This is a genomic window from Pseudanabaena minima str. Chao 2107, assembly GCF_051131155.1.
Taxonomy (GTDB): Bacteria; Cyanobacteriota; Cyanobacteriia; order Pseudanabaenales; family Pseudanabaenaceae; genus Pseudanabaena; species Pseudanabaena minima.
In genome coordinates, this window is sequence record NZ_CP159508.1 from 4,198,717 (window position 1) to 4,221,304 (window position 22,588).

Below are 22,588 nucleotides of genomic sequence, written 5' to 3' on the forward strand. Positions count from 1 at the left end.
GTCAAATGAGTATGTACTCATTTGACAACTGCTACCTACAAATTCTCGTACAAGTCAGCAATGACGATATTAGAAAATAACCAACCATCGGGAGGAACCAACATAATACGGATATCCTCTGACTGTTCTACAAACCTGACCCAATCCTTCCCTCGATAGCGCTCAAGAATCTGCATAGCGAGATCGCATAGATCTTGACCATAGATTTCTTGCAAAGCCTTCAAACTCAAACCTTCTGCTAGTCGTAAACCCTGCATCAGCGTATCCATTAACTCTTCCGCAGCATCGATAATCGGAGCCGTAAAGCCAATTCCTGAACTTTGCCAAAGTGCGATCGCCTCAAGATATTCGCGCATTTTTCGAGGACGATCAATTCTTTGACGATTAATGTAACTGGTTGCACCCATACCCATTCCATAAAAGGGTTGATTATGCCAATAGGTCAAATTATGTTTTGCTTGATAACCAGATTGAGCATAATTCGAGATTTCATAATGGGCATAACCTGCGGATGGAAGTAACTCATGGGCTGTCCTATACATCTCGACCGTATGGGATTCCGTTGGTAATGGATTATCCCCTGCCTGATAGCGCTTACCAAAGGCAGTTCCCTCTTCGATAGTGAGATCATAGATCGATAGATGGGTGGGTTGTAAAGAGATCGCTTCCTTTAACGAAAAATCCCAATCTGCCATCGATTGATAGGGAAGCCCTGAAATTAAATCCAAACTGAAGTTCTCAAAACCAGCATTTTTAATCGCATCCACGGCTTCATATATTTCCGCCACGCTGTGACCTCGCCCGCAGACATCTAGTAATTCTTGCTGAAAAGCCTGTGCGCCGAGACTAATGCGATTAATCCCTAAACTGCGATAACCTTGCAAACTCTCCAGACTCACTGTGCCTGCATTTGCTTCAAGAGATATTTCCGCATTAGAGGCGATCGCAAAGTATTTGGCGATCGCTTCGAGGATTTGCTCAACTTGCTTTACTGAGAGTAAAGATGGCGTACCACCACCAAAAAATATGGTTTGCAAAGTCTCGACAGGCGGAATCTCAGCGACAGTGAGCGCAATTTCTTGACAGAGAACATCGACATATTGCTGTTTAAGATTCTCGCCCCCTGTCGTAATTGCGAAGTCACAATAGAAACAGCGTCTTTTGCAAAAGGGAATATGCAGATATAGGGATTTGGGAAATGTTTGGCTCAAGGTAGCAAGGCGGTAATTAATCGCAAGTTTGTCCGAATGGCAAACTTGCGATGATTGGATTAAAAGATTATATAACTCACGTTACGCCGAACAAAGATCTGCCCTCATCCCCCAGCCCCTTCTCCCTCTCTGGGAGAAGGGGAGCAAGAGGTTTTATGGTTCCCCTCTCCCTCTCTAGAAGCTACCGTGTATACCCGCAATTCTCTCTGTCTACGTTTGAGGGTTTAGATCCCCCCCAGCCCCCCTTAAAAAGGGGGGAGAATTTTCTTCTTCCCCCTTTTTAAGGGGGATTGAGGGGGATCATTAGGAACTCACGCTATAGCTGATAACTTGTGTGTACACCGTAGCTTTTGGGAGAGTGCTAGGGAGAAACTTCTACGTAACATGAGTTATATAATTAGATTTAGCTGCTTGGCGATCGCGAATTTACCAATCCCAAATACCGATCCAAAACTATGACCAACACAATCTCTAAATTAGAAATTATCTATCCTAGTAGCGATGGGCAACCTATGGCTGAGAGTACCGAACATTATCAATGGATTGTGACGATCGCAGGTGGATTAGAAGATCTGTTTAAAGATGATGATCATGTCTTTGTCGCAGGGGATTTGCTCTGGTATCCCGTTGAAGGACAATCAGACATTCGTCGCGCCCCCGATGCGATGGTGGTATTTGGCAGACCAAAGGGCGCAAGAGGTTCCTACATTCAACACCTCGAAGCAGGAATTGCTCCTCAAGTTGTATTTGAGGTTTTATCTAGGGGAAATCGAATTTCGGAGATGGCGCGGAAGTTTGAGTTCTATCAAACCTATGGCGTGGAAGAATATTATGTTTATGATCACCTTGCTAATGATCTAGTCGGTTGGGTAAGAAACCCCGAAGATCATCACCTAGAGCCAATTACCGACATTCAAAACTGGTCAAGCCCCCGTTTAGGAATCCGTTTTGAACTTACCGATGAAACCCTTAAAATTTTTAAGCCTGATGGGACAAAGTTTTTAACCTATCTTGAACAGGCTGAACAAGCTCAACTAGAACGCGATCGCACTGAGTCTGAAAGAGTTGCTAAAGAACAAGCTCTAGATACGATCGCCAAATTTGCAGCGAAACTCCGTGAAATGGGTGTTGATCCAGAAAACCTTTAACCTCAAAAACAAAGATATTCCTTCCCACCCAAGGATTAGCGGCGCTTCGCGCCGCTAATCCTTGGGTGGGAAGGGAGTACCAAAATAAATATGGCGCAAAGCACCATATTTATTTTTGAGTAATTCTACTCATTGAAAATCCCACAAAATAACTGCAAAGAGTTGCCTTGAATCGGTTTTAATTAAAGGAGCGATCGCAAAAAAACAAAGGAATTCACGGCAGAAATATGGGGATTGCACGGCGACAATTCTTGCAGGCAGGTCTGACCAGTCTGATCGGATGGCAATTTCTCACCCGCGATCGAGTGGCTCTTGCCGCAGAGCAGTATGTACGACAAACGACAGCATCAACTCAGCACAAACGCGCACTCTTGATTGGGATTAATCAATATGATGCTAAAGAGGAAACCCAAAACTTTGCCACCACAACAACCAATGGATGGCTGCCTTTGCATGGTTGTGTTAACGATGTGGAGTTACAAAAGGAACTACTAATTCATCGATTTGGTTTTGCACCCCAAGATATTGTGACACTGACCGATCGCGAAGCGACTCGCAGTAATATTGCCGATGCGATCGCCACCCATTTAGTTGCCCAGACCTTGCCCAATGACTTGGTAATCGTTCACTTTAGCGGACATGGTTCACGACTGGGTAATTACAATACACTCGTACCTGTAGATAGTGGCTTACCTCAAAGTTTAGAAAATCTACGGGATATTACGGAACAGGAATGGCAAGGTTGGCTACAAGAGATCGCCACGGATCGGATTTTGAATATTGTCGATGCAGGTTTTTATTATCCAAATGTATCGGCGCTCGGGAATTTCCGTTTGAGGTCACGGGTTGGACTAAAAAACTGGCAACCAACATCAGAATCCAGCGATAATCAACCCGAAACCACTCCCATCAGCACAAATCTACGCGCCGCCTCAGGCGATATGCTCTGTGCCGATGCTCAATGGTCAGGCTTTAGTAGTGGTGCGTTTACCTACTCCCTAGTGCAGCAATTATGGCAGATCACTCCTGCGACCACGATCCATGTGGTGATGAGTAATTTGGCAACCACCCTCGATCGCTGCGCTCTGCACAATGACAATCTCACCATTGAGAAACAAGTTGCGAGTATGTGGGAAGTTGAGACAACCAAACAAAAGGGGATCGCCACCAGCACCTTTGCTGAGATGTTATCAATTCCTGACTTTGGTTCCGATGGTGTGATTATGAACAGTACTGGCGATCGCCACACCGCAGATGTCCATCTAGCAGGATTACCGATCGCCGTTTTAAGTAATTATGCGGCTGGGGCAATTTTGAAGGTAATGGCAGCAAGTACTTCGGAAATAGCTAATGCATCAGAAACCCAGTCTGTTCTCAAATCAATTCCCGCGAATCCCCAAGCCATCGTGCAGTTGAAATCAAGAAATGGATTTAATGGCAAAGTTGAAGTTTTAAATGAGCACAGCATCAATCCCAAATTAGAAACAGGACAATTACTTCAGGAAGTAATGCGCGCCATTTCGCACAATGTCAAATTAGCGATCGCCCTTGATGTGGGCTTGAGCAAGATTGAGCGGGTTGATGCGACTAGTGCCTTCTCGACTTTGCCAAATATGTTCGGCGTAAATGCCAATGAACAATGCGCCGATTGTTTATTTGGAGTACAGTCAGCAAGCTATGGCTTATTCACAGTTGGACATACACCGATTCTTGGCTCCTTTGGCTCCGTTGGTGAGTCGGTGGGTGTGGCAATTAAACGCTTACAACCTTTTCTGGAAAGTCTCCTCGCCGCCAAACTAATCCGCACTACCGCAAATCAAGCGGCAACCCATCTCGATGTGCGGGTCACCCTCAAGGCGATGATCGGTGTCGATGAGCGATCAGTCACCTTAGCCAGTCAATCTGCGGCAAGGGCTTCTCTAATTCCTGCCAATAATGCCAGCAATACCGTGCGGACTAAACCGATTAATATCGGCGATCGCCTCGAATGTCAGATTGAAAACTTTAGCGATCAACCTCTATATATGCGAATCTTTTGCCTCGATCCACGCAGTAAGATTCTCACACCTAACTTCATCGCCACTCCCTACGCCAATGATGGCATCATTCCCCCATCGGAAACTCTGACGATTCCCTATCCCAAAGCGCCGATGAATTGGGCAGTCTCTGCGCCTAAAGGTATGGTCGATGTTTACATTGTGATTAGCCGATCACCACTTTTACAGGTTGCCAAAATCCTTGAAGCTTCACAACGTCAAGCATCATCTTTAAATGGATTAATTTCTATTCCCAATCCATTACAAGTCGCCCAATCTCTTCTAGCCGATCTTGATCGGGCAGGTAAGCCTTCAGATTTTGGGAATGCCGCTAATGTCAATGATGCATGGATGCTAGACATGCATCAATGGGCAACCTTCAATTTCAATTATCAAGTTGCATAAGTGCTTAGCCGTTCAAATTTAGCGCGGCGAAGCCGCGCTAAATTTGCTTTCTTTTCACGAATTATAGCTATCGCCATTCTTACCCAGATAGTGTGAGGCGGCGCGAAGCGCCGCCTCACATGTCCTGATACAGATGGCGATCGCTATAAGAAGCAAACCCAGTAAGGGTTTTAAAAACACAAAATGACATAGCCATCCGAAATAGTGTGAGGCGGCGCTTCGCGCCGCCTCACATGTCCTGATACAGATGGCGAGCTATAAGAAGCAAACCCAGTAAGGGTTTTAAAAACACAAAATGACATAGCCATTTTGTGTTTTGGTATACGAAATGATACAAAATCTACAAATGGTTTCATAATGAAAATAACTGTTTATAACTAACAGAGAGCCATGCCAACCAAACGAATTTTGATTGTTGACGATGAAGAAAGCATTCAAACTGTGGTGCAGTTTGGCATTCAGATGGTTGCCGATTGGGATGTGTTGATTGCTAGTTCTGGTCCCCAAGGGATTAAAACCGCTTGCGACGAAAGCCCTGATGCCATATTGCTCGATGTGATGATGCCAGATATGGATGGTATTGCCACATTTAAAGCACTTCAGGCTGATCCACAAACAGCCCAAATTCCTGTAATCTTTTTGACAGCTAAAGCTCAAACTTCTGAAAGAAGGCAGTTTAATGATTTAGGGGTAAGTGGAGTGATTACCAAACCTTTTAATTCCCTTGATCTCCCTGATCAAATTGTCAAAATGCTGGATTGGTAAAAGTTATGAAGATACTGCTCGTAGAAGATGATGACGTATTAATTGCGGTCTTAACTAAGCATCTGACTGACAATCACTATATTGTCGATGTGGTCAAAGATGGCGAAATGGGGTGGACCTATGGCTCAACATTCGAGTATGACTTGATCGTACTTGATATTGTTTTGCCAAAGTTAGATGGCATCCGTCTATGTCAACGCTTTCGAGCAGAAGGTTATAACACACCAATTCTTTTACTCACTGCACAAAATGCTAGTACGGCAAAGGTGAGTGGGCTAGATGCTGGTGCTGATGATTATGTAGTTAAGCCTTTTGATTTCCCCGAATTAATTGCACGAATTCGAGCATTATTGCGGCGGAGTAATGCTAGTTCCTTTCCTTTGCTAGTTTGGGGAGATTTACTACTCAATCCGAGTACCTGTGAAGTTTCTTACAATAATCATCCCCTCACGCTTACCAATAAAGAATATGAGTTATTAGAGCTTTTATTGCGTGATAGTCAGCATTTACTGAGTGCTGATGAAATCCTCGATCGCCTTTGGTCTTCCGATGAATTCCCATCCGAGGCAACAGTGCGATCGCATATTCGACGCTTGCGGCATAAGTTAGTAGAGGCTGGCGCTCCATCAGATTTTATTGCGACTGTGCATGGGCGCGGCTATTACCTCAAAGCACCAGACAAAGCCCCTGAGATGGAAATACCGCAGCAAATTGAGTCAGTTACTACAAGTTCGCTGAAGTTACCCAATGCCAACTCTCAAGCGACTCAACAAAAGCAGTATTTAGAATTTTTAAATCAGCTTTGGATCAGCAATAAACCCAAAAGTCTGGAGCAGTTAGAAGTATTATTTCAAGCGGTCAGCAAATTACAATCTGGAGAACTCGATCCACAATTGCAAGCTCAGGCACAGCAAACATCTCACAAATTAGCTGGAACTCTAGGAACGTTTGGGTTAATGATCGCCATGCAATTAGCGAGTCAGCTCGAAAATTTACTCCAAAGCCAACCATTGCTCAAAAAACAACAGTTAGAAGTTTTGGAAGCCTTGGTAACTTCTTTGCAAGAGTCAATTGAGAATACCCATGTGATCGAAAGCGCTCCAATGGCGACAAATACGACCATATCATCATCAGGATTGCATCTAGAACATGCTCAAATCGAGACAAAGGTGATGATCGTCGATGATGATGTGGATTGTTTGCGATCGCTTCCTAAACTGCTCAAACCTTGGGGCTTTAAAGTGACGACCTTGGCAGATCCACAGGACTTTTGGACGGTGTTACAGTCAGTTTTGCCTGATGTTTTGGTGTTAGATATCAATATGCCTCAAATCAATGGCTTTGAAATCTGTCAGGCTCTGAGAAACAATCTTGACTGGCAGCGTTTACCCATATTATTTCTCAGTGTGATGACAGATGCAAATACCCAGAACCTCGCTTTTAGTGTCGGCGCAGATGACTATTTATGCAAGCCAATCGTGGGTATCGATCTAGCCAATCGGATTCATAATCGCCTGCAACGGGTGAGAGCTTACCAATACAAGTAAAAGGTGCGCTTCGCGCACCTTTTACTCAAGAATTGATAGGCGACAGCCATAAATTGCACGTATTTTGCACAATAAATCAGTCATGGTCAAAGCATAAAAACTTTTTTAAAATTCACATACATTGAGATAAAATCGCATGACTCAAGCCCTACAAGCGTCGCTGCGAGAGCAACAATATCCTCTAATTCGGAACCTAGCCAACTGTATCGAATCTGTATGGCGAGAGAATTTAGATTTGTCTCCCTATCAAGTTCCAGAAGATCTAGGCTATGTGGAAGGCGCTTTAGAAGGTGAGCGTCTCGTCATTGAGAATCATTGCTATAGCACACCACAATTTCGGAAGCTGCATTTGGAACTTGCTAGAGTTGGCAGTGGCTTAGATATTCTGCATTGTGTGATGTTTCCTAATCCTGAATATGGCATTCCCATTTTTGGAGCCGACTTAGTGGGTGGAAGAGGAAGTATTAGCGCTGCGATCGCTGATCTTTCGCCTGTACATCCAGAACGCGCTTTACCTCGCAGTTACCACAATGCTTTGTCGAGTTTGCCTGCGATCGAGTTTGAGCAACCTCGTGAGTTGCCACAATGGGGCGATATCTTTTCAGATTTTTGTTTGTTTGTGCGTCCAATAGGCGATCGCGAGGAGGCGGCTTTTTTACAAAGAGTGCGTGACTATTTGACGTTACATTGTCAGCTTGCGGTGGCAACTGAGCCATTAACAACTTCTGTGGAGATCGATCAGATTTTGGCGGGTCAGCGCTATTACTGCGAGAAGCAACAGCAAAATGATAAAACTCGCCGTGTTCTCGAAAAGTCTTTTGGCACAGAATGGACTGAGCGTTATATGACCACGATGCTCTTTGATTTCGTCGCCTAAATCTAGCGCTTAGCTGAAATTTGGGTTTGGAGACCAAACCCCTACCTATACAAATACCGTAGGGGCTTGGTCTCCAAGCCCTCTTTCAATATGACATTAAAACATTAGGACTATCCTTGTTCTATGTAACATCCATTTTAAAACAGAGATTAAGATCTCCGACTTTTTTTGTGCAATTACAGATCACTTTTGCTAGTCATACAAAAAGTCGGAGATCTGGGCAGTTTATAGTTTTCTTTTGCCGATCTACTTGTTCATTCGCAGATATGTATGTTGATCTTTCCCCGTTGCCTAGATGCTTAGCTTAAAAGGAACTGGAAGAAAAACGAATTTTAATTTACAAGCAACCTTAAATCCTCTAGGATCTGGCTACTGCAATTACAAAATCTCATGACTGGATTAGAACCATTTGTCGCGCCTCTAGTTAGCATCGCGCTCGAAGTACTCAAAGACAGTGGCAAAAAGGAAAGCGAAGGTTTTATTGCCAGATTGATAAATCGAGATGTGGGTAAGGATTGGGAGGATGTCGTCTTTAAGGCGGCGGGTAAGTATATCGAGAGTTACACTAAACGACATGGCAAACTCAAAGTATTGGGAATGAAAGATCCTGTCGAGTTAGATGAGATATTTACGACAGTTCAGTTATTGGGAGAGGATGAGGTTCAGCAGTTTGCAACTATTGATGATTTGGAGAAACTTTACCGTGAAGCAGGTCAAAGATTGCTGCGGTATCGCGCCAAGGAAAGGCAAGATGGGATTACTGTCGCTAGTCAAAAACAATTTCTGATGGTTTTGGGTGCTCCAGGGGCAGGAAAATCTACTTTTCTTCGCAAAATTGGTTTGGAATCTTTTAAAGGCAAAAATGGCAACTTTAAGCATCAAGCCATTCCAGTTTTGCTAGAACTTAAGAAATTCACCGAGAACAAAATCGATCTCAAGGCGTTAATCGAGGCGGAGTTTACTACCTGTGGATTTCCTAAGCCTAAACAATTTACAGAAAGTGCTTTAGATCAGGGTAAGTTGCTGATTTTGCTGGATGGTCTGGATGAAGTACCTTCTGCAAATGTCAACTCTGTCATTGATACGATTCAAGATTTTGTAGATCGCTACGACAAAAATCGCTACATTGCCTCCTGTCGTACCGCTCTCTATCGCTACAATTTCAAGCGCTTTAGTGATGTGATTTTATCGGAGTTTGATGATGAGCAGATTCAGCAGTTTATCAATAACTGGTTTCGCTCTGAAGAAGACAAACAGGCGGGAACAGCAGCGCGTTGTTGGGAATTGCTAGAACGCCACGAGAACAAGCCTGCAAAGGAACTTGCCCATACTCCACTCTTGCTAACTTTCCTCTGCCTAAAATACAACAAGTCACAAACCTTTGCGATGAATCGTAGCACTCTATATAAAAGTGCTTTACGGATTTTATTGGAGGAATGGGCTGCCGAAAAGCGAATTATGGGACAGAAGATCTATGATGGTTTGAGTGTAGAGCTAGAGGAGGTGCTGCTTTCAGAACTTGCCTGTAAGGGTTTCGCGGAAGATCGCTTATTTATTCCTCAGTCTCAATTGGTTGAGCAAATCAAGAAATTTCTATCAAGTAATCTGAATGCGCCTAAACAATTGAGTGGGGAACAGGTTTTAAATGCCATTGCTATTCAACAAGGTATTTTAGTAGAAAGGGTAGAGGATGTGTATTCTTTCTCACATTTGACTTTGCAGGAATATCTGACGGCAAGATACATCTATGCTCATGGTCAAATTTCACAGATGGTAGAGAAATATTTGACTGATGAGCGATGGAGAGAAGTATTTTTATTGACTTCAGGTTTGATGGTGGATAGAGGATCTGATGAACTTCTAATAGAGATGCACAAAGCAGCTAAACAGTATGCACGTCATCCCAAGGTAAAAGCATTACTGCAATGGGCAGATCAAGTTACAGCAGTGTCATCAGGTGCTTTTAAACCTGCGGCTAAACGTGCGGTTGCGATTGGCATCAACAGAGCTAAAGTTTACTTTATTGCCAAGGATCTCCACACCAGCATAGTTAGCTCCATAGGCTTTACCATAGCCAGTTTTATCAACTTCGATATAATAAGTATAGACAACTTCATTAATAGAGAGAATGATAGAGACAGTTACATCGATATCAACATCAGCATTATCGACTACATCCATATCGACATCATCAACGATATTATCAACAATATCGATGTCAACATTGTCAGTAGGCTCAACTTAGACAGCATCATCAATACTAGATTAGAAAAATCAGGCATTTTTACAGAGCTAAAATTGTCCAAACTTACAAATCAATTGCAAGATTTTCAATCTGCTCTATGTGAAGAATCAGACATCACTCGAATTAAAAAAGTATCTGAACTATTTATATGTTCTTATATCGAAGCATTTCACCTGTCGGAAGAACTCATTACGTACAACAGCGAAGAATCCCTAGCTTTAGACAAATATTTATACAGCATTGACCTACTCCTAAAATGCAAGCAAGAAGCAGCTAGACTCTCCCCTGCAACGTGGGATGCGATTGAAGCAGAACTCTTGTTACCACCAGATGATTAAAAATCAAGAGTTTTTTATTGGGAGCAATTTAGTCCATATGTGTTACAGATTCCACGTTTAGGAGTAAACGCCTTTAAGTTAGCTTCTCCTCACTTTAACGGGAGTTCGACAAACGTAATTAGCAGGCAGTCAAGATCTCCGACTTTTTTTGTGCAAGCTAAAGATAATTTGTGACTTTACAAAAAAAGTCGGAGATCTGAACCAATTAGATCTCCTTTATGAAACCATCAAAATCTTTTTCAATTATGAATAAATATTAAGCATATTCCAACACAAACTACTTAACATTTATTCATCTATTTACAAATACCTATTCAAGATAAAAACAAGAAATTGTAGAACAGCACCCTATTCTTTATTAGAGGTAATTTACATAAAGTAAAACGGTTAAAAAAAATGGTTTGTTATTAATCTTTATATTAAGAAATAAGATCAAATACAACGAACACTTAACAATTAGCAACTAGGTATAAATAGCTAAAACTATTGATTAGCAAAGGTTTTACGATTTATGCATTCATTTTATCTAACTTGATATATAACACTCTAGGCTTTGCACAAAAACTGCACAAATTAGTTGTTTTAATCTTTTTAATCCCAAAGCCGCTAAGCCAAAATACTCATACAGTTTAGGTTTAGTTCCATTGGTTTAGCTCCATTAAGTCAGCCTGATATAAATTGGTTGTCATTTAATCAAGCATGACCAAGGATTCTATTAGTGTTGGATATCTGCATAAATTGATATCTAAAACAATAGCTAGGCTAGGAATAGTTCGCTTTTATACATCTTTAAAAAAAAGGAGATTCTTTAAATGCTAGATGCTTTTACTAAAGTAGTTGCTCAGGCAGATACTCGCGGAGCTTTTGTAAGTGATTCTCAAATTGATGCTTTGAAGCAATTAGTTGCAGATGGCACCAAGCGCTTGGATGTTGTTAACCGCATCACCGCTAGCTCTTCATCGATCGTTACAGATGCAGCTCGTGCTTTGTTTGAAGATCAGCCTCAATTGATCGCTCCTGGTGGAAACGCTTACACCCACCGTCGTATCGCCGCTTGTATGCGCGACATGGACATCATCCTTCGCTATGTAACCTACGCCGTATTCTCTGGCGACGCTAGCGTATTGGAAGATCGTTGCCTCAATGGCTTGCGTGAAACCTACAGCGCATTGGGCGTACCTGGTGGATCTGTAGCAGTTGGCATCGACAAGATGAAAGCAGCAGCGATCGCACTTGCTAACGATCCTAATGGCGTAACCCGTGGCGACTGTAGCGCTCTTATCGCAGAACTAGCTAGCTATTTCGACAAAGCAGCAGCATCCGTAGGTTAATCATTAAATTTTTTGCATTAACTTTTTGCAATATTTTATTTTTTTCTTTTTCTCGCAATTTCACAACATCTCATATAAATTCCTAGAGGTACATTAAGTATGAAAACTCCTTTAACCGAAGCAGTTGCTACCGCCGATTCTCAAGGGCGCTATCTCAGTGTTCCCGAAATGCAAGCCGCATTTGGTCGTCTACGCACAGCCGCAGCTAGCCTTGATGCTGCTAAAGGATTGAGCGCTAAAGCTTCTAGCTTGGCTGAAGGTGCAGCAAATGCTGTTTACCAAAAATATCCCTACACCACCCAACAACAAGGTAACAACTTCGCTTCTACCCCTCGTGGTAAAGCCAAGTGCGTTCGTGACATCGGCTACTACATCCGCATGATCACCTACTGCCTCATTGCTGGTAGCACAGGTCCTATGGATGACTATCTAGTAAGTGGTTTGACCGAAATCAACCGCGCATTCGATCTAGCTCCTAGCTGGTATGTAGAAGCTTTGAAATCCATCAAAGCTAATCATGGCTTGAGCGGAGATGCAGCTTTGGAAGCTAATTCCTACATCGACTACGCAATCAATGCCCTCAGCTAAGGTTTTCTTGAGGAAGTAATTAATTGCGACGCAGAGCGTCGCAATTAATTACACCAAATCATCCCAATAAAGAAAAACCCGAAGACGGTAAGTACACCCTGAGGGGACGTGCTTACCGTTTTCTGCATTGGGGCTGTTATTGATCTATATTGGTTAGGCTAGTCGACATTCTATGCCGATTAGATAGCTAAGAAACTTTTAAAAAACCATTAAAAAAATTTATTAAGGAGCTTCGATATGACAAGTTCTGCGGCAGCAATCCGTTTAGGATTTGAGCCATTCTTTAACTCATCTCCTGTGGAATTACGGACAAATTGGAGTGATTCTGACGTTCAAGCAGTCATTTCTGCAACCTATAGACAGGTATTTGGTAATGAGCATCTGATGTTGTCAGAACGCTTAACTAGTGCCGAGTCTCTCCTTGCTAGTGGCAATATTTCCGTTCGTGAATTCGTGAGAGCTTTAGCTCAGTCTGAATTGTATCGGACAAAGTTTTTCTCCTCCACACCACAAGTTCGTTTTATCGAATTGAACTTTAAGCATCTTTTGGGACGCGCTCCTCATGATGAGGCGGAAATTACCGAACATGTCAATCGCTATATTGAACATGGATATGAAGCAGAAATCAATTCCTATATTGATTCAGATGAATATCAAGAGAATTTTGGCGAAGCGATTGTTCCTTATTACCGAGCCTTTGAAACTCAACGTGGCAGCAGAAACGTAGATTTCAATCGCATGTTCCAGCTTTATCGTGGCTATGCTAACAGCGATCGCGCTCAAGGCAAAAACAAATCCACATGGCTGACTGCGGATCTTGCTCAAAATTCTGCGAATCCAATCCGCACTCCTCACTTTGGTCAAGCCCTATCTGGCACAACTGGTGACGATCGCGGACAAGTCTATCGCGTCAGAGCAATTCAAGCTGATCGTGGACGCACTACCCAAATTCGTCGCAGTGTCAGTGAGTACTTAGTCTCCTACGACCAACTCTCAGCCACATTACAAAGACTCAATCAACGCGGCAGCCGCATTACGCAAATTTCCCTTGCTTAATGCGATCGCCTAGATTATGTTAAATGTATTGGAATAGTACATTTAACATAATTTAGATTTTAATTTAGAGCCACGCGCTCTAAGGGTTTTACCTTTTTAATAGTTCGGCAAAGCCGAGCTATTAAAAAGAGGTAAACTCTAAATTGCTCAAACATCAAAGGAGAACGAAATATAGTGATTACAAATGCTGCTTCCCGTTTGGGAACTTCTGCTTATAGTGAGACCAGCCCCACCGAACTCCGTCCTAACTGGACTCCAGAGAATGCCCAAGCAGTGATTAAGGCTGTTTATCGTCATGTGTTGGGCAATGATTACATCATGGCATCAGAGCGTCTAACAGGTTTAGAGTCTCTGCTGTGCAATGGACAAATCACAGTACGTGAATTTGTTAGAGCTTTAGCCAAGTCAGAGCTATACAAAACTAAGTTTCTCTATCCTAATTTTCACACCCGTGTCATTGAGCTAAACTTCAAGCATCTTTTGGGACGTGCTCCCTATAGCGAAGCTGAAGTAATCGAGCATCTCGATCGCTATCAAAATGAAGGTTTTGATGCTGATATTGATTCTTATATTGATTCGTCTGAATACGAAGCCAATTTTGGTGATGCGACAGTACCTTACTATCGTGGTTTCGAGAATAAAGTTGGCGATAGAACCGTTGGCTTTACCAGAATGTTCCGCCTCTATCGTGGATATGCTAACAGCGATCGCGCTCAACTTGAAGGCAATAATTCAAGATTAGCGGCTGAGCTTGCTCAAAATAGTGCTTCCGCGATCGTTGGCGCTTCTGGCAGCAATGACGGATGGTCATATCGTCCTGCTAAGGGTTCTATGCCTACTCGCGCCTTTGGTCGTTCTTCTACAGGATCAAGCGATCGGCTCTATCGCATCGAAGTTGCCGCAGCCGCTTTACAAAGATATCCCAAAGTGCGCCGTGTCAATAGAGAGTACATTGTTTCCTATGAGCAGTTGAACAGCACCTTGCAACGCATCAACAAGATGGGTGGCAAAGTTGCCAGTGTCACGATCGCTCAGTAATATCATGGTTTTCAAGTTGTCATAGACAACTTGAAAACTGTAAAACCCATTTTAAATAATTTACAACTCAAAATTTACTTTTATGACACCTTCTACTTCCACCACAGATACTCGCTTTTTTGTCTATGAAGTATCTGGTCTCAATCAGTACAAACAACCTACCAACTTTAACTATTCATTGCGCCCTATGGATAATGTATTTATTCAAGTGCCATACAACCGCATGAATGAACAAATGCGGAGTATCGCTCGGATGGGTGGCACAATTGTAAATATTCGCCCTCTTAATGAAAATTTGCCTGCAAGTGAGTAATATCACTGTCACCAAACCCAAATAGTGTGAGGTGGCGCTTCGCGCCGCATCACACTATTTCATAATAAAGGCGGCGCGAAGCGCCGCCTTTATTATTGGGGTTTTACTTAAGACTCAACACAAAAAACTTATTTAGGGTAATTCCCATGATTACCACAAGGCAGGAACAGGACGAGAAGGGACAACAGGAGTTTCAACTCTAGGCAGAGGAACCGCAGGAGCAGGTTCTTCTGGGGCAGCACAAGCATTAAATCCTTCATTTAGCAAAGATGAGCAGTAAGGACTAGGCAAATCACGGGTGCGAACAGTCGCATCACTAAGAGTTTGCAAGTCCATCATTTCTCGGTTCATGGCTCTAAAAGCGTTAGATTGACGCTCAATCCATTGATCCCTAAATGGTGTTTGAATATAGGCATTAGGTAAGTTAGGATCAGCCGTCATATCTAAAACTTTGGTCTGCGCCTGAGGATAGGTGGCAGGAAAGTTTCGAGCATATTGATCTTGATCCGTAAGTAGGGGATCGGCAAAAGCTGCACCGCTAGCTAGCAGTGTTGATGCTGCAACTAGGGATGAAGCTAGCCACGAGAACTTAGTACTCATATAAGTATGAATCCTCACAGTTTGGACGCTGACTAATGTAGCAGATCCAGTCATAAATTGACTGGTTTCAAAAGTAAACCCTAAGATTTTTGTTAAAAGTATTGCAAAGCAACACTTTTAACAAAAATCTTAGGGTTTGTCTGTATAGATATCAAAGCAAGTTTTGCTTAGGATATAAAACCAGAAAATGAGTGGCGACGCTTCGCGCCGCCACTCATTTTCTGGTTTTGGATCGAAAGGGATAAGCAACCTTTACACTAAAAAAGTATTTATCAAGCTCAAAAACGAAATCAAAATTGTGGAACAGTCAAATCGGGAAAAATTACTGGATCTATTTTGCCGTCTTGCTTACAAAAGCGGTGACTTTACGCTATCTTCTGGACAAAAAAGCACCTATTACATCAATGGTAAGTTAGTTACACTACATCCCTTTGGCGGATTGTGGACTGGACAAGTGCTATTAGAAATGTTGCCATCAGGCACTGGAGCCGTTGCAGGATTAACCTTAGGTGCTGACCCCATCGTGAGCGCAGTCAGTGTCGTCTCAGCCTACGAAAACAAACCAATTCCTGCATTGATTATTCGCAAACAACCAAAAGGACATGGGACAGCCGCTTGGATCGAGGGACCAGAGCTTGCACCAAATACAAATGTAGTAGTACTAGAGGATGTGGTAACAACGGGGCAATCCGCATTATTTGCTGTCGAAAAGTTGCGTGATGCATGTTATACGGTAACTCATGTGTTAACGCTAGTCGATCGCCAACAGGGAGGGGCTGAGCTTTACGCTAAGGAAGGATTGAAGTTTGGGGCAGTATTCGACATTGGCGAAATTCAGAGTTACGCGAAGGGGCTTTAGTAATAATAAAGAGTGCGCTTCGCGCACTCTTTATTATTACTTTTGAGATTTTGTAATATCTAAATTCAGAAATGGAACCGCACCATTTCCTCCTAATACTTGAGGGAACTTGCCATCCCATTTTTCGATCGCTTGTTTCTGTAACAACTCTGATGTCAAAGTTTCACGCAGTAGCCTTTGTGCTTCCGCCTGTCCCTTGGCACGGTTAATGGTTGCTTCAGCTTCTTGCTCTGCTTCTCTAGCAATATATACGGCTCTCTGAGCGCGTTGTTCAGCAATTTGCTTTTCTTCTACCGCCTTAGAGAACTCAGTCGAGAAATTCAAATCAACGACACTAGTATCCAAAACAATAATGCCGTATTTACTCAGGCGTTGACTCAAAGCCTCATCAAAATCAAGCTTGAGTTCATCACGCTTGGTAATCGCCTCTTCTACAGTGCGCCTTGCTGCGGCAACTTTAAAAGACTCTTGGGTTTGGGGAGCAATGATTTTGGAGACAATATTCTGCAAAGTCCCTTGAGTACGACGAATCGTGACCACTTCAATCGGATCAAGGCGAAAGTTAATCGCAAAACTTGCTGTGAGCTGTTGCAAATCCTTGGTAGAACTCTGGGCTGGCACTTCAAACTTCTGCACAGTCAAGTCATAGACATCGACCTGAGAAATGACAGGCGGCTTAAAATGCACCCCTTCTAGCAATACACCATCCTTGGCTTTCCCCAATATGCTCAAAACACCTGCTTCTCCAGGGTTGATAATCACAAATGAGTTAAAACTGATAACCGCAAGAATTCCTAATATGGCAACTAGGACTAAGGATTGCCAGCTTGTTTCTTGGTCTTGCATTACTTTTTCCTATAGTTTACGGCTTTCGATCATATAGCAATCACTAAGAGAATAATGGGTTGAGCGCAAAGCGGCGATGCCACTTTACATCACTTTGCACTCAACCCTAAATCGATAAAATCTTTGAAAGTGTTGCCTTACAACACTTTCAAAGATTTTATCGTGGTTCCTTTGATCGAACAGTGTTATTTTTTGTGATGTGGATTTGCCACACCACAAAAACAAATTAATCCTTAAGTACCTGTGCAAAATAAATTACCAAAACCCATAAAGTTTCGCCCCTGCGGGGCGAAACTTTATGGGTTTTGCTTTGTAATAAATTATGCCTAGCTACTTAAGACACATTTGTTTTTGTTCTGGAGGCAATGTGGGGGAGGATTCAAGGTAGTTCTCTAATAGGACACAGCCTCTCTGAACTAGTTCGTTAAAACTCAAGGTCTCTGCATCCCATAATTTGAGAGTATTGTCACGACTGGCGGAAACAATTTTTTTACTATCAGGACTATAGGTGAGAGCATAGGCTTCGGCGGTATGTCCAGATAGGGTTTTAAGTAGTTTGCCACTAGCCCGATCCATGATTTTGACAGTTTTATCGGCATTTGCTGTAGCGATCGCCTTACCGTCTGGACTAAAAGCCATACCAAAAATCCAAGAATCAGGAGCCACGGTAATAAGTTGTTCAAGAACACCAGTTTGGGCATTCCATAGTTTTAATTTGCCATCCTTACCCACCGAGCCAATCTGCTTACCATCGGGGCTATAGGCTACTGCCAGACCTCCATTCACATGGGCTTCCATAGTATGCACATTCTGACCACTGTTCACATTCCAGATTTTCACGGTTTGATCATTGCTAGTCGAAGCTATTGACTGACTATCAGGACTAAAGGCGATCGACCAGACCGTACCTGTATGTCCCTCTAGCACATGCAATAACTTAGGATTATCAGTATTGTCCCATTGCCAGATTTTAATTTTGTTATCCCAACCAAGAGTTGCTAACAGCTTTTGATCAGGGCTAAAGGTGGCATAGATGAGCTTCGCTCCATGAATATTGAGCGAATGTAGTTGTTGCCCCGTGACACTATTCCAGATTTTTACAGTTTGGTCATCACTGGCAGTGACCAGCTTCGTGCCATCAGCACTAAAACTCACACCATAGACAGTATCTACATGTCCTTTGAGTTCTTGCCTAAAGGTTCCATCAGCATTCCAAAGACGGACAGTTTTATCAACACTACCTGAGGCAAATATTCTTCCGTCAGGGCTAAAATTAACTGACCAAATACTACTCGTATGTCCATAGAGAGTATTTATCAAGGTAGCTTTGAGATCCCAGAGTCGTACCGTGCGATCTTTGCTAGCAGACAGCAGATATTGACCATCAGGACTGAAGTTAACATCGAAAATACCATCGGTATGTCCACCTAACTTCATTTCAGGTATTCCATCAGAGTTGAGGATTTGGATTGTATTATCTTGAGAGCCAAGCGCAATCTTTTGACCGTCAGCACTGAAGTTTAAGCTCAACACATCAGTTGAGGTTCCTTTGAATATCCGCATTAATTGAATTTGACGATTTTGATCAGTAATCTGCCAAAGTTTTACCGTTTCATCTCGTCCCGAAGTTAACAACTGTTTGCCATTGGGATGAAACTTAACGCTGTAAAGTTCTTGATCGTGGGCGATCGTACTGGCTAGTAAGTTACCTTGCAAATCCCAGAGAGCGATCGTGGTGTTTTTAGCCGTCACAATCAAATTACCATCGGGGCTAAAACTTGTATCTTGAATCGCACCAGATTCTTTGTTAGGAGAAGTATTACCAACATTTTTAGGGTTTAAGGTCAGCAGTTCAATGCCCCGATAACTATCCCAAAGCTTGACACTGCCATCCTTACTACCAGTCAGTAACTTTCGACCATCAGGGTGAAAATTAACTCTAAAAATGTCATCTTGATGGGCATAGAACTTGCTAATCAACTTACCAGTGCGAATATCCCAAATCCTCACACTCTTGCCTTTGCCTGCTGATGCAATCCTGTTTCCATCTGGACTAAAACTTAAGCCACGAATTTCACTTGTTTTCAACCCAATTAAGCGAGCGATCAACTTACCATTCTTTTGATATAGATCTACGCTCCCATCAAAACTACCAAAGGCAAGAATATTACCATCAGGGCTAAATTTCGCAGCATAAAATGGAGAATCTCTTTTGATTGAATGAAATCGATAGCGTTCACGAATACTATAGACAATTGTTTGCAGATTCTCAAAGGATGATTGGGTAATCCTAGTTTTATCGCTGCCTTCATCTGTATCTTTTAATTTCTTCGCAGCTTGGACAATTGTTGCCAAAGATTCCAATTGACGATTGAGTAAAAAGCTAGAGTTTGCGGAAGAAATCAATGCTTCAATTTCACCAAATTCAGCAAGCTGACGCTGACGATTTGCTTGAACAGCTAAACCTGCCATCACAAACAATCCCACAACGGTTCCTACCAAAGCAAACTTAGTCAGGCGATTGAGATTTGCTTGACTACGTTGAGCTGAGGATCGAACTTTGCGTAGCTCATTTAGTAAGCCCGCTTCTTGGTTAGCACGTATAAATGAAACTAGATAATCATGAACTAGTTGGTAGCGATTGCTCGGCACTTCAGGCAATTGGAAGATTAAACCCGAACCAATTAAAATTTCTAAAACTAAATCAAGATCGACAGTATTGCTAGAGTAAGACAGCAACCCTGTCCGCAATTCATTATAAGTAAGCATAGGACGTTTACCCTGCTCATCTGTAAGTAAAATCAATACCTGCTGAGCAATAAAGGAAGCATTACCACAGGCTTGAATTACTTCTTCAACGGATTGTTCGACAAGGCGTTGCTTAGCTCCAGCCGCAAGATAAGCTGCAAGTGTGGTGATATTGCGATCTTGCAGTTGGGAGCCAACTAGTTGCAGTTCGATCGGGCGCACTGATCCGCGATCGCCTGCTAGATCTTTCACCAACTCATCAACGAGAATCGGCTCAAGGTTAAAATTGGCATGTTCAGTGAGATTTTCGATTAGAGATTTCGCATCGGTTGGGGAAAGATTGCCTAATGCATAACGAAAATTACGGCTTAAGATATCAACTTCTGGATGCGCCGATTCTAATTCTAGAAGTAAATAGAGATAATCTTCACGGAGTGAAATTACGATTTTGAGTAGGGGGATTTTTAGACAATTTTGCCAAAAATCAATAAAAGTTTGTCTTTCCTGTGATTGGGTGCAAGTAGAAAAGAATTCTTCAAACTGGTCAAGGATTAACACAATCTGAGTGCCTTGAGCCGCTAATTGCCTAAACTTGTATAGTAAATGTTGGGCATCACGATCGCTCGATAAGACATCTGCTCTGCTGAGACCATTGGTATGAGGGTGGAGACTCTTATAAATAGCTGAAGAGATCACATTAATCCAATTGGTATAAATATGAATCTTGATCGGTAGTAACTCTTGACCTGAGAGCGATCGCTGCAATAGCGCAGGAATCAAACCTGCATTTACCAATGAACTTTTACCAACTCCCGATTCGCCATGAATTACGGTGAGTTGATGCTCAATCGAGAGTATTCTCTCCACTAAACGTTCCACATCTTGAGTGCGTCCTGATGCGGCAATTTCGCCAGTATTGATATCAAACGTACTTGCATCTAGCTCCGTAATACGGTCGTTAGGAGAAGTTTGCTTAGGTTGGAGCGTGCCAGCACCAATAAAAGCTCTCAGCCCATATTGCTGCTCTAGCGATCGCTGCCTTTGCCTTGCTTGAAAGGCTTGGAGATAGCGACCTTGGGCAAAGGCAATATCATGAAAAGTATCAAGAAATCGAATATAGAGTTTTGGCTCATAATTAAGATTAAAGTTAGAGATCGTCGCTTCAATCACACTCGACGCTAGTTCTAGTTCCTTAAGCTGAAGATAACTTTGGGTGAGTAAGAGTTGATATTGACCTCTCTGAATATGGCGCATCCGCAACCAATTATGGGTCAGGCTTTCTTCCTGAAAAACAGGAACTTGATCTAACGTAGCCAGTGCTTTACCTGCATTATCCTTAACTTGCTGCCATAATCCTTTTTCTACAGCAATTTTGGCTAAGTATCCATAATCTTGAGCCAGTTCAAGGGGCATCTGTTGATGCAATGGCAGCAATGATTCAATCCATGTTTCTAGTTCTTGCCATTGCTTAAGTTGTTCGAGAACACCACTATAAGCTCGGCTATATTTAGCAATTAAGTCCCATTGGTTGGCTTGCTTCAAAGTCGCGATCGCTTCTTCAAAAAATTGTTTTGCCTTGATCCAAGAAGCCTGAGATTGTCGTCCATTCACAAAGGAATTATGCCACCATAAATTCCCTAGATAAAATAAAACGATGCCACTCTCAAGTGGTCGATCTGCTTTTTGCCAATAGGAAAGACTGCATTGATAGTAAATTTGCGAGACACTATGTACTTCGCCTTGAGATTCTTCATACACATCACTAGCTAAGGCTTCAGCAGATCTCCACAACAAGCGTCCTAGTACAAAATCTAGTTTTGCTTCTAATTCGAGAGAAATCTCTTGCTTAGTGTTGTACTGAGCAATTCTCAACTCTCGCCGCGCCAACTCTAGCTCACTATAGGAGAAGGATTCATGATCAGCATCGATTTTGGTGTCTTGCCAAAATAAGGGAATCTGAGGATCTCTAGTAATCTCAAATAAGCGCTCTACTTGTTGACTAACTTCTGTATCTAATTCCGCAGGTGTCAACCCAAATTTGATCGCCGGTGCTGCCAAATTTGCTAGCTCAGGAGCGCTAATCCATAACTGTTGTAACTCACGATCATTCAGCCACAATACCAGTGGACAGTTAATTTGTTGCTTTAGGCGATCGCGAAATAGACTCGCTTCTAAAAATAAATCTTCTAAATTTTCAGAAGTAGTTTGCTCGAACCCCAAACACATCAAGGCTGAAATATTTTCAATCTGACCGTCCCGCCAAAGACTCTGCAATTTACTATATAGAGTTTCTTGAGGATGCCACCAAATTTCACGGTATGGCAATTTTGTTTTTGAGGCTAATGCAGTTAGCAGCTTTTTCCGAAGACTACGGTAATTACAATTAACAATAATCAGCGAAAAAGCTCCCTGAAAAAGATTGATCGCTCTAATCAATGTTTCGAGCGATCGCCCATTTAGGGAATGTATATCTTTCAAAGGCTGGATCGACTGTTCGACCTGAATCACCTGTTTTGTTTTACCGCGATCACGATACCGTAACTTACACAGACATACTACTACAGCTATAGCTGTAGCCACTTAAATTAAGCCCCAACCTCAGCCTAGATTTTAGTGTTTACATCGCCAAAGGCGATG

The 22,588-nt window shown here is 42.5% G+C and carries 16 protein-coding genes; 12 read left to right on the forward strand and 4 right to left on the reverse strand.

All coding sequences use genetic code 11. From position 1 onward, the window contains the following. Positions 1–35: 35 nt before the first annotated feature. Positions 36–1,211 carry a radical SAM family heme chaperone HemW gene (hemW, locus tag ABM313_RS19085; RefSeq protein ID WP_434684723.1) on the reverse strand — a complete coding sequence of 392 codons (1,176 nt, stop codon included), beginning with the start codon at positions 1,209–1,211 and terminating at the stop codon, positions 36–38. A gap of 455 nt (positions 1,212–1,666) precedes the next feature. On the opposite strand from hemW, the gene ABM313_RS19090 reads away from it, so the two are divergent. The 11 genes from ABM313_RS19090 to ABM313_RS19140 all read left to right on the forward strand — a co-directional run bounded on the left by ABM313_RS19090 (position 1,667) and on the right by ABM313_RS19140 (position 14,898). Next, complete coding sequence (locus ABM313_RS19090) at positions 1,667–2,359, forward strand: Uma2 family endonuclease (RefSeq protein ID WP_434684724.1); 693 nt, start codon at positions 1,667–1,669, stop codon at positions 2,357–2,359. A gap of 227 nt (positions 2,360–2,586) precedes the next feature. Beyond that, entirely contained in the window at positions 2,587–4,800 is a 2,214-nt protein-coding gene (locus tag ABM313_RS19095) for a caspase family protein (RefSeq protein WP_434684725.1), read from the forward strand. 390 nt (positions 4,801–5,190) lie between these two features. Further along, positions 5,191–5,565, forward strand: coding sequence for a response regulator (locus ABM313_RS19100; protein WP_434684726.1), 375 nt, complete (start codon positions 5,191–5,193; stop codon positions 5,563–5,565). A gap of 5 nt (positions 5,566–5,570) precedes the next feature. Next, the gene (locus tag ABM313_RS19105; protein WP_434684727.1) at positions 5,571–7,112 is read left to right on the forward strand and encodes a response regulator; all 1,542 of its coding nucleotides are present in this window, start codon (positions 5,571–5,573) and stop codon (positions 7,110–7,112) included. Between the two features lie 136 nt (positions 7,113–7,248). After that, a complete protein-coding gene (locus ABM313_RS19110; RefSeq protein ID WP_434684729.1) occupies positions 7,249–7,989 on the forward strand; it encodes a phycocyanobilin:ferredoxin oxidoreductase in 741 nt (246 codons plus the stop codon). Between the two features lie 390 nt (positions 7,990–8,379). Beyond that, entirely contained in the window at positions 8,380–10,572 is a 2,193-nt protein-coding gene (locus ABM313_RS19115; protein WP_434684730.1) for an NACHT domain-containing protein, read from the forward strand. Between the two features lie 812 nt (positions 10,573–11,384). Continuing rightward, positions 11,385–11,903, forward strand: a complete 519-nt coding sequence (locus ABM313_RS19120) for a phycocyanin subunit beta (protein ID WP_094534524.1) — start codon at positions 11,385–11,387, stop codon at positions 11,901–11,903. A 99-nt stretch (positions 11,904–12,002) separates the two neighbouring features. Then, positions 12,003–12,491: a phycocyanin subunit alpha gene (cpcA, locus tag ABM313_RS19125; RefSeq protein ID WP_094534526.1), complete on the forward strand. Its 489-nt coding sequence runs from the start codon at positions 12,003–12,005 to the stop codon at positions 12,489–12,491. Between the two features lie 237 nt (positions 12,492–12,728). Beyond that, the gene (locus tag ABM313_RS19130) at positions 12,729–13,547 is read left to right on the forward strand and encodes a phycobilisome rod-core linker polypeptide (protein WP_434684731.1); all 819 of its coding nucleotides are present in this window, start codon (positions 12,729–12,731) and stop codon (positions 13,545–13,547) included. A gap of 171 nt (positions 13,548–13,718) precedes the next feature. Continuing rightward, a complete protein-coding gene (locus tag ABM313_RS19135) occupies positions 13,719–14,585 on the forward strand; it encodes a phycobilisome rod-core linker polypeptide (RefSeq protein WP_434688527.1) in 867 nt (288 codons plus the stop codon). A gap of 82 nt (positions 14,586–14,667) precedes the next feature. Beyond that, entirely contained in the window at positions 14,668–14,898 is a 231-nt protein-coding gene (locus tag ABM313_RS19140) for a phycobilisome linker polypeptide (protein ID WP_434684732.1), read from the forward strand. A gap of 150 nt (positions 14,899–15,048) precedes the next feature. Here the strand turns inward: ABM313_RS19140 and ABM313_RS19145 are convergent, their stop codons facing one another. Then, positions 15,049–15,552 carry a hypothetical protein gene (locus tag ABM313_RS19145; protein WP_434684733.1) on the reverse strand — a complete coding sequence of 168 codons (504 nt, stop codon included), beginning with the start codon at positions 15,550–15,552 and terminating at the stop codon, positions 15,049–15,051. A 244-nt stretch (positions 15,553–15,796) separates the two neighbouring features. Between ABM313_RS19145 and pyrE the strand changes: the two genes are divergently transcribed. Then, on the forward strand, positions 15,797–16,357 hold the full coding sequence (gene pyrE, locus ABM313_RS19150) for an orotate phosphoribosyltransferase (protein WP_434684735.1): 561 nt from the start codon (positions 15,797–15,799) through the stop codon (positions 16,355–16,357). Positions 16,358–16,393: 36 nt separating this feature from the next. Here pyrE and ABM313_RS19155 read toward each other — a convergent pair whose 3' ends face one another. Then, complete coding sequence (locus ABM313_RS19155; RefSeq protein ID WP_190579119.1) at positions 16,394–17,203, reverse strand: prohibitin family protein; 810 nt, start codon at positions 17,201–17,203, stop codon at positions 16,394–16,396. 330 nt (positions 17,204–17,533) lie between these two features. Then, positions 17,534–22,531: an nSTAND1 domain-containing NTPase gene (locus tag ABM313_RS19160; RefSeq protein ID WP_434684736.1), complete on the reverse strand. Its 4,998-nt coding sequence runs from the start codon at positions 22,529–22,531 to the stop codon at positions 17,534–17,536. Between the last annotated feature and the right edge of the window lie 57 nt (positions 22,532–22,588).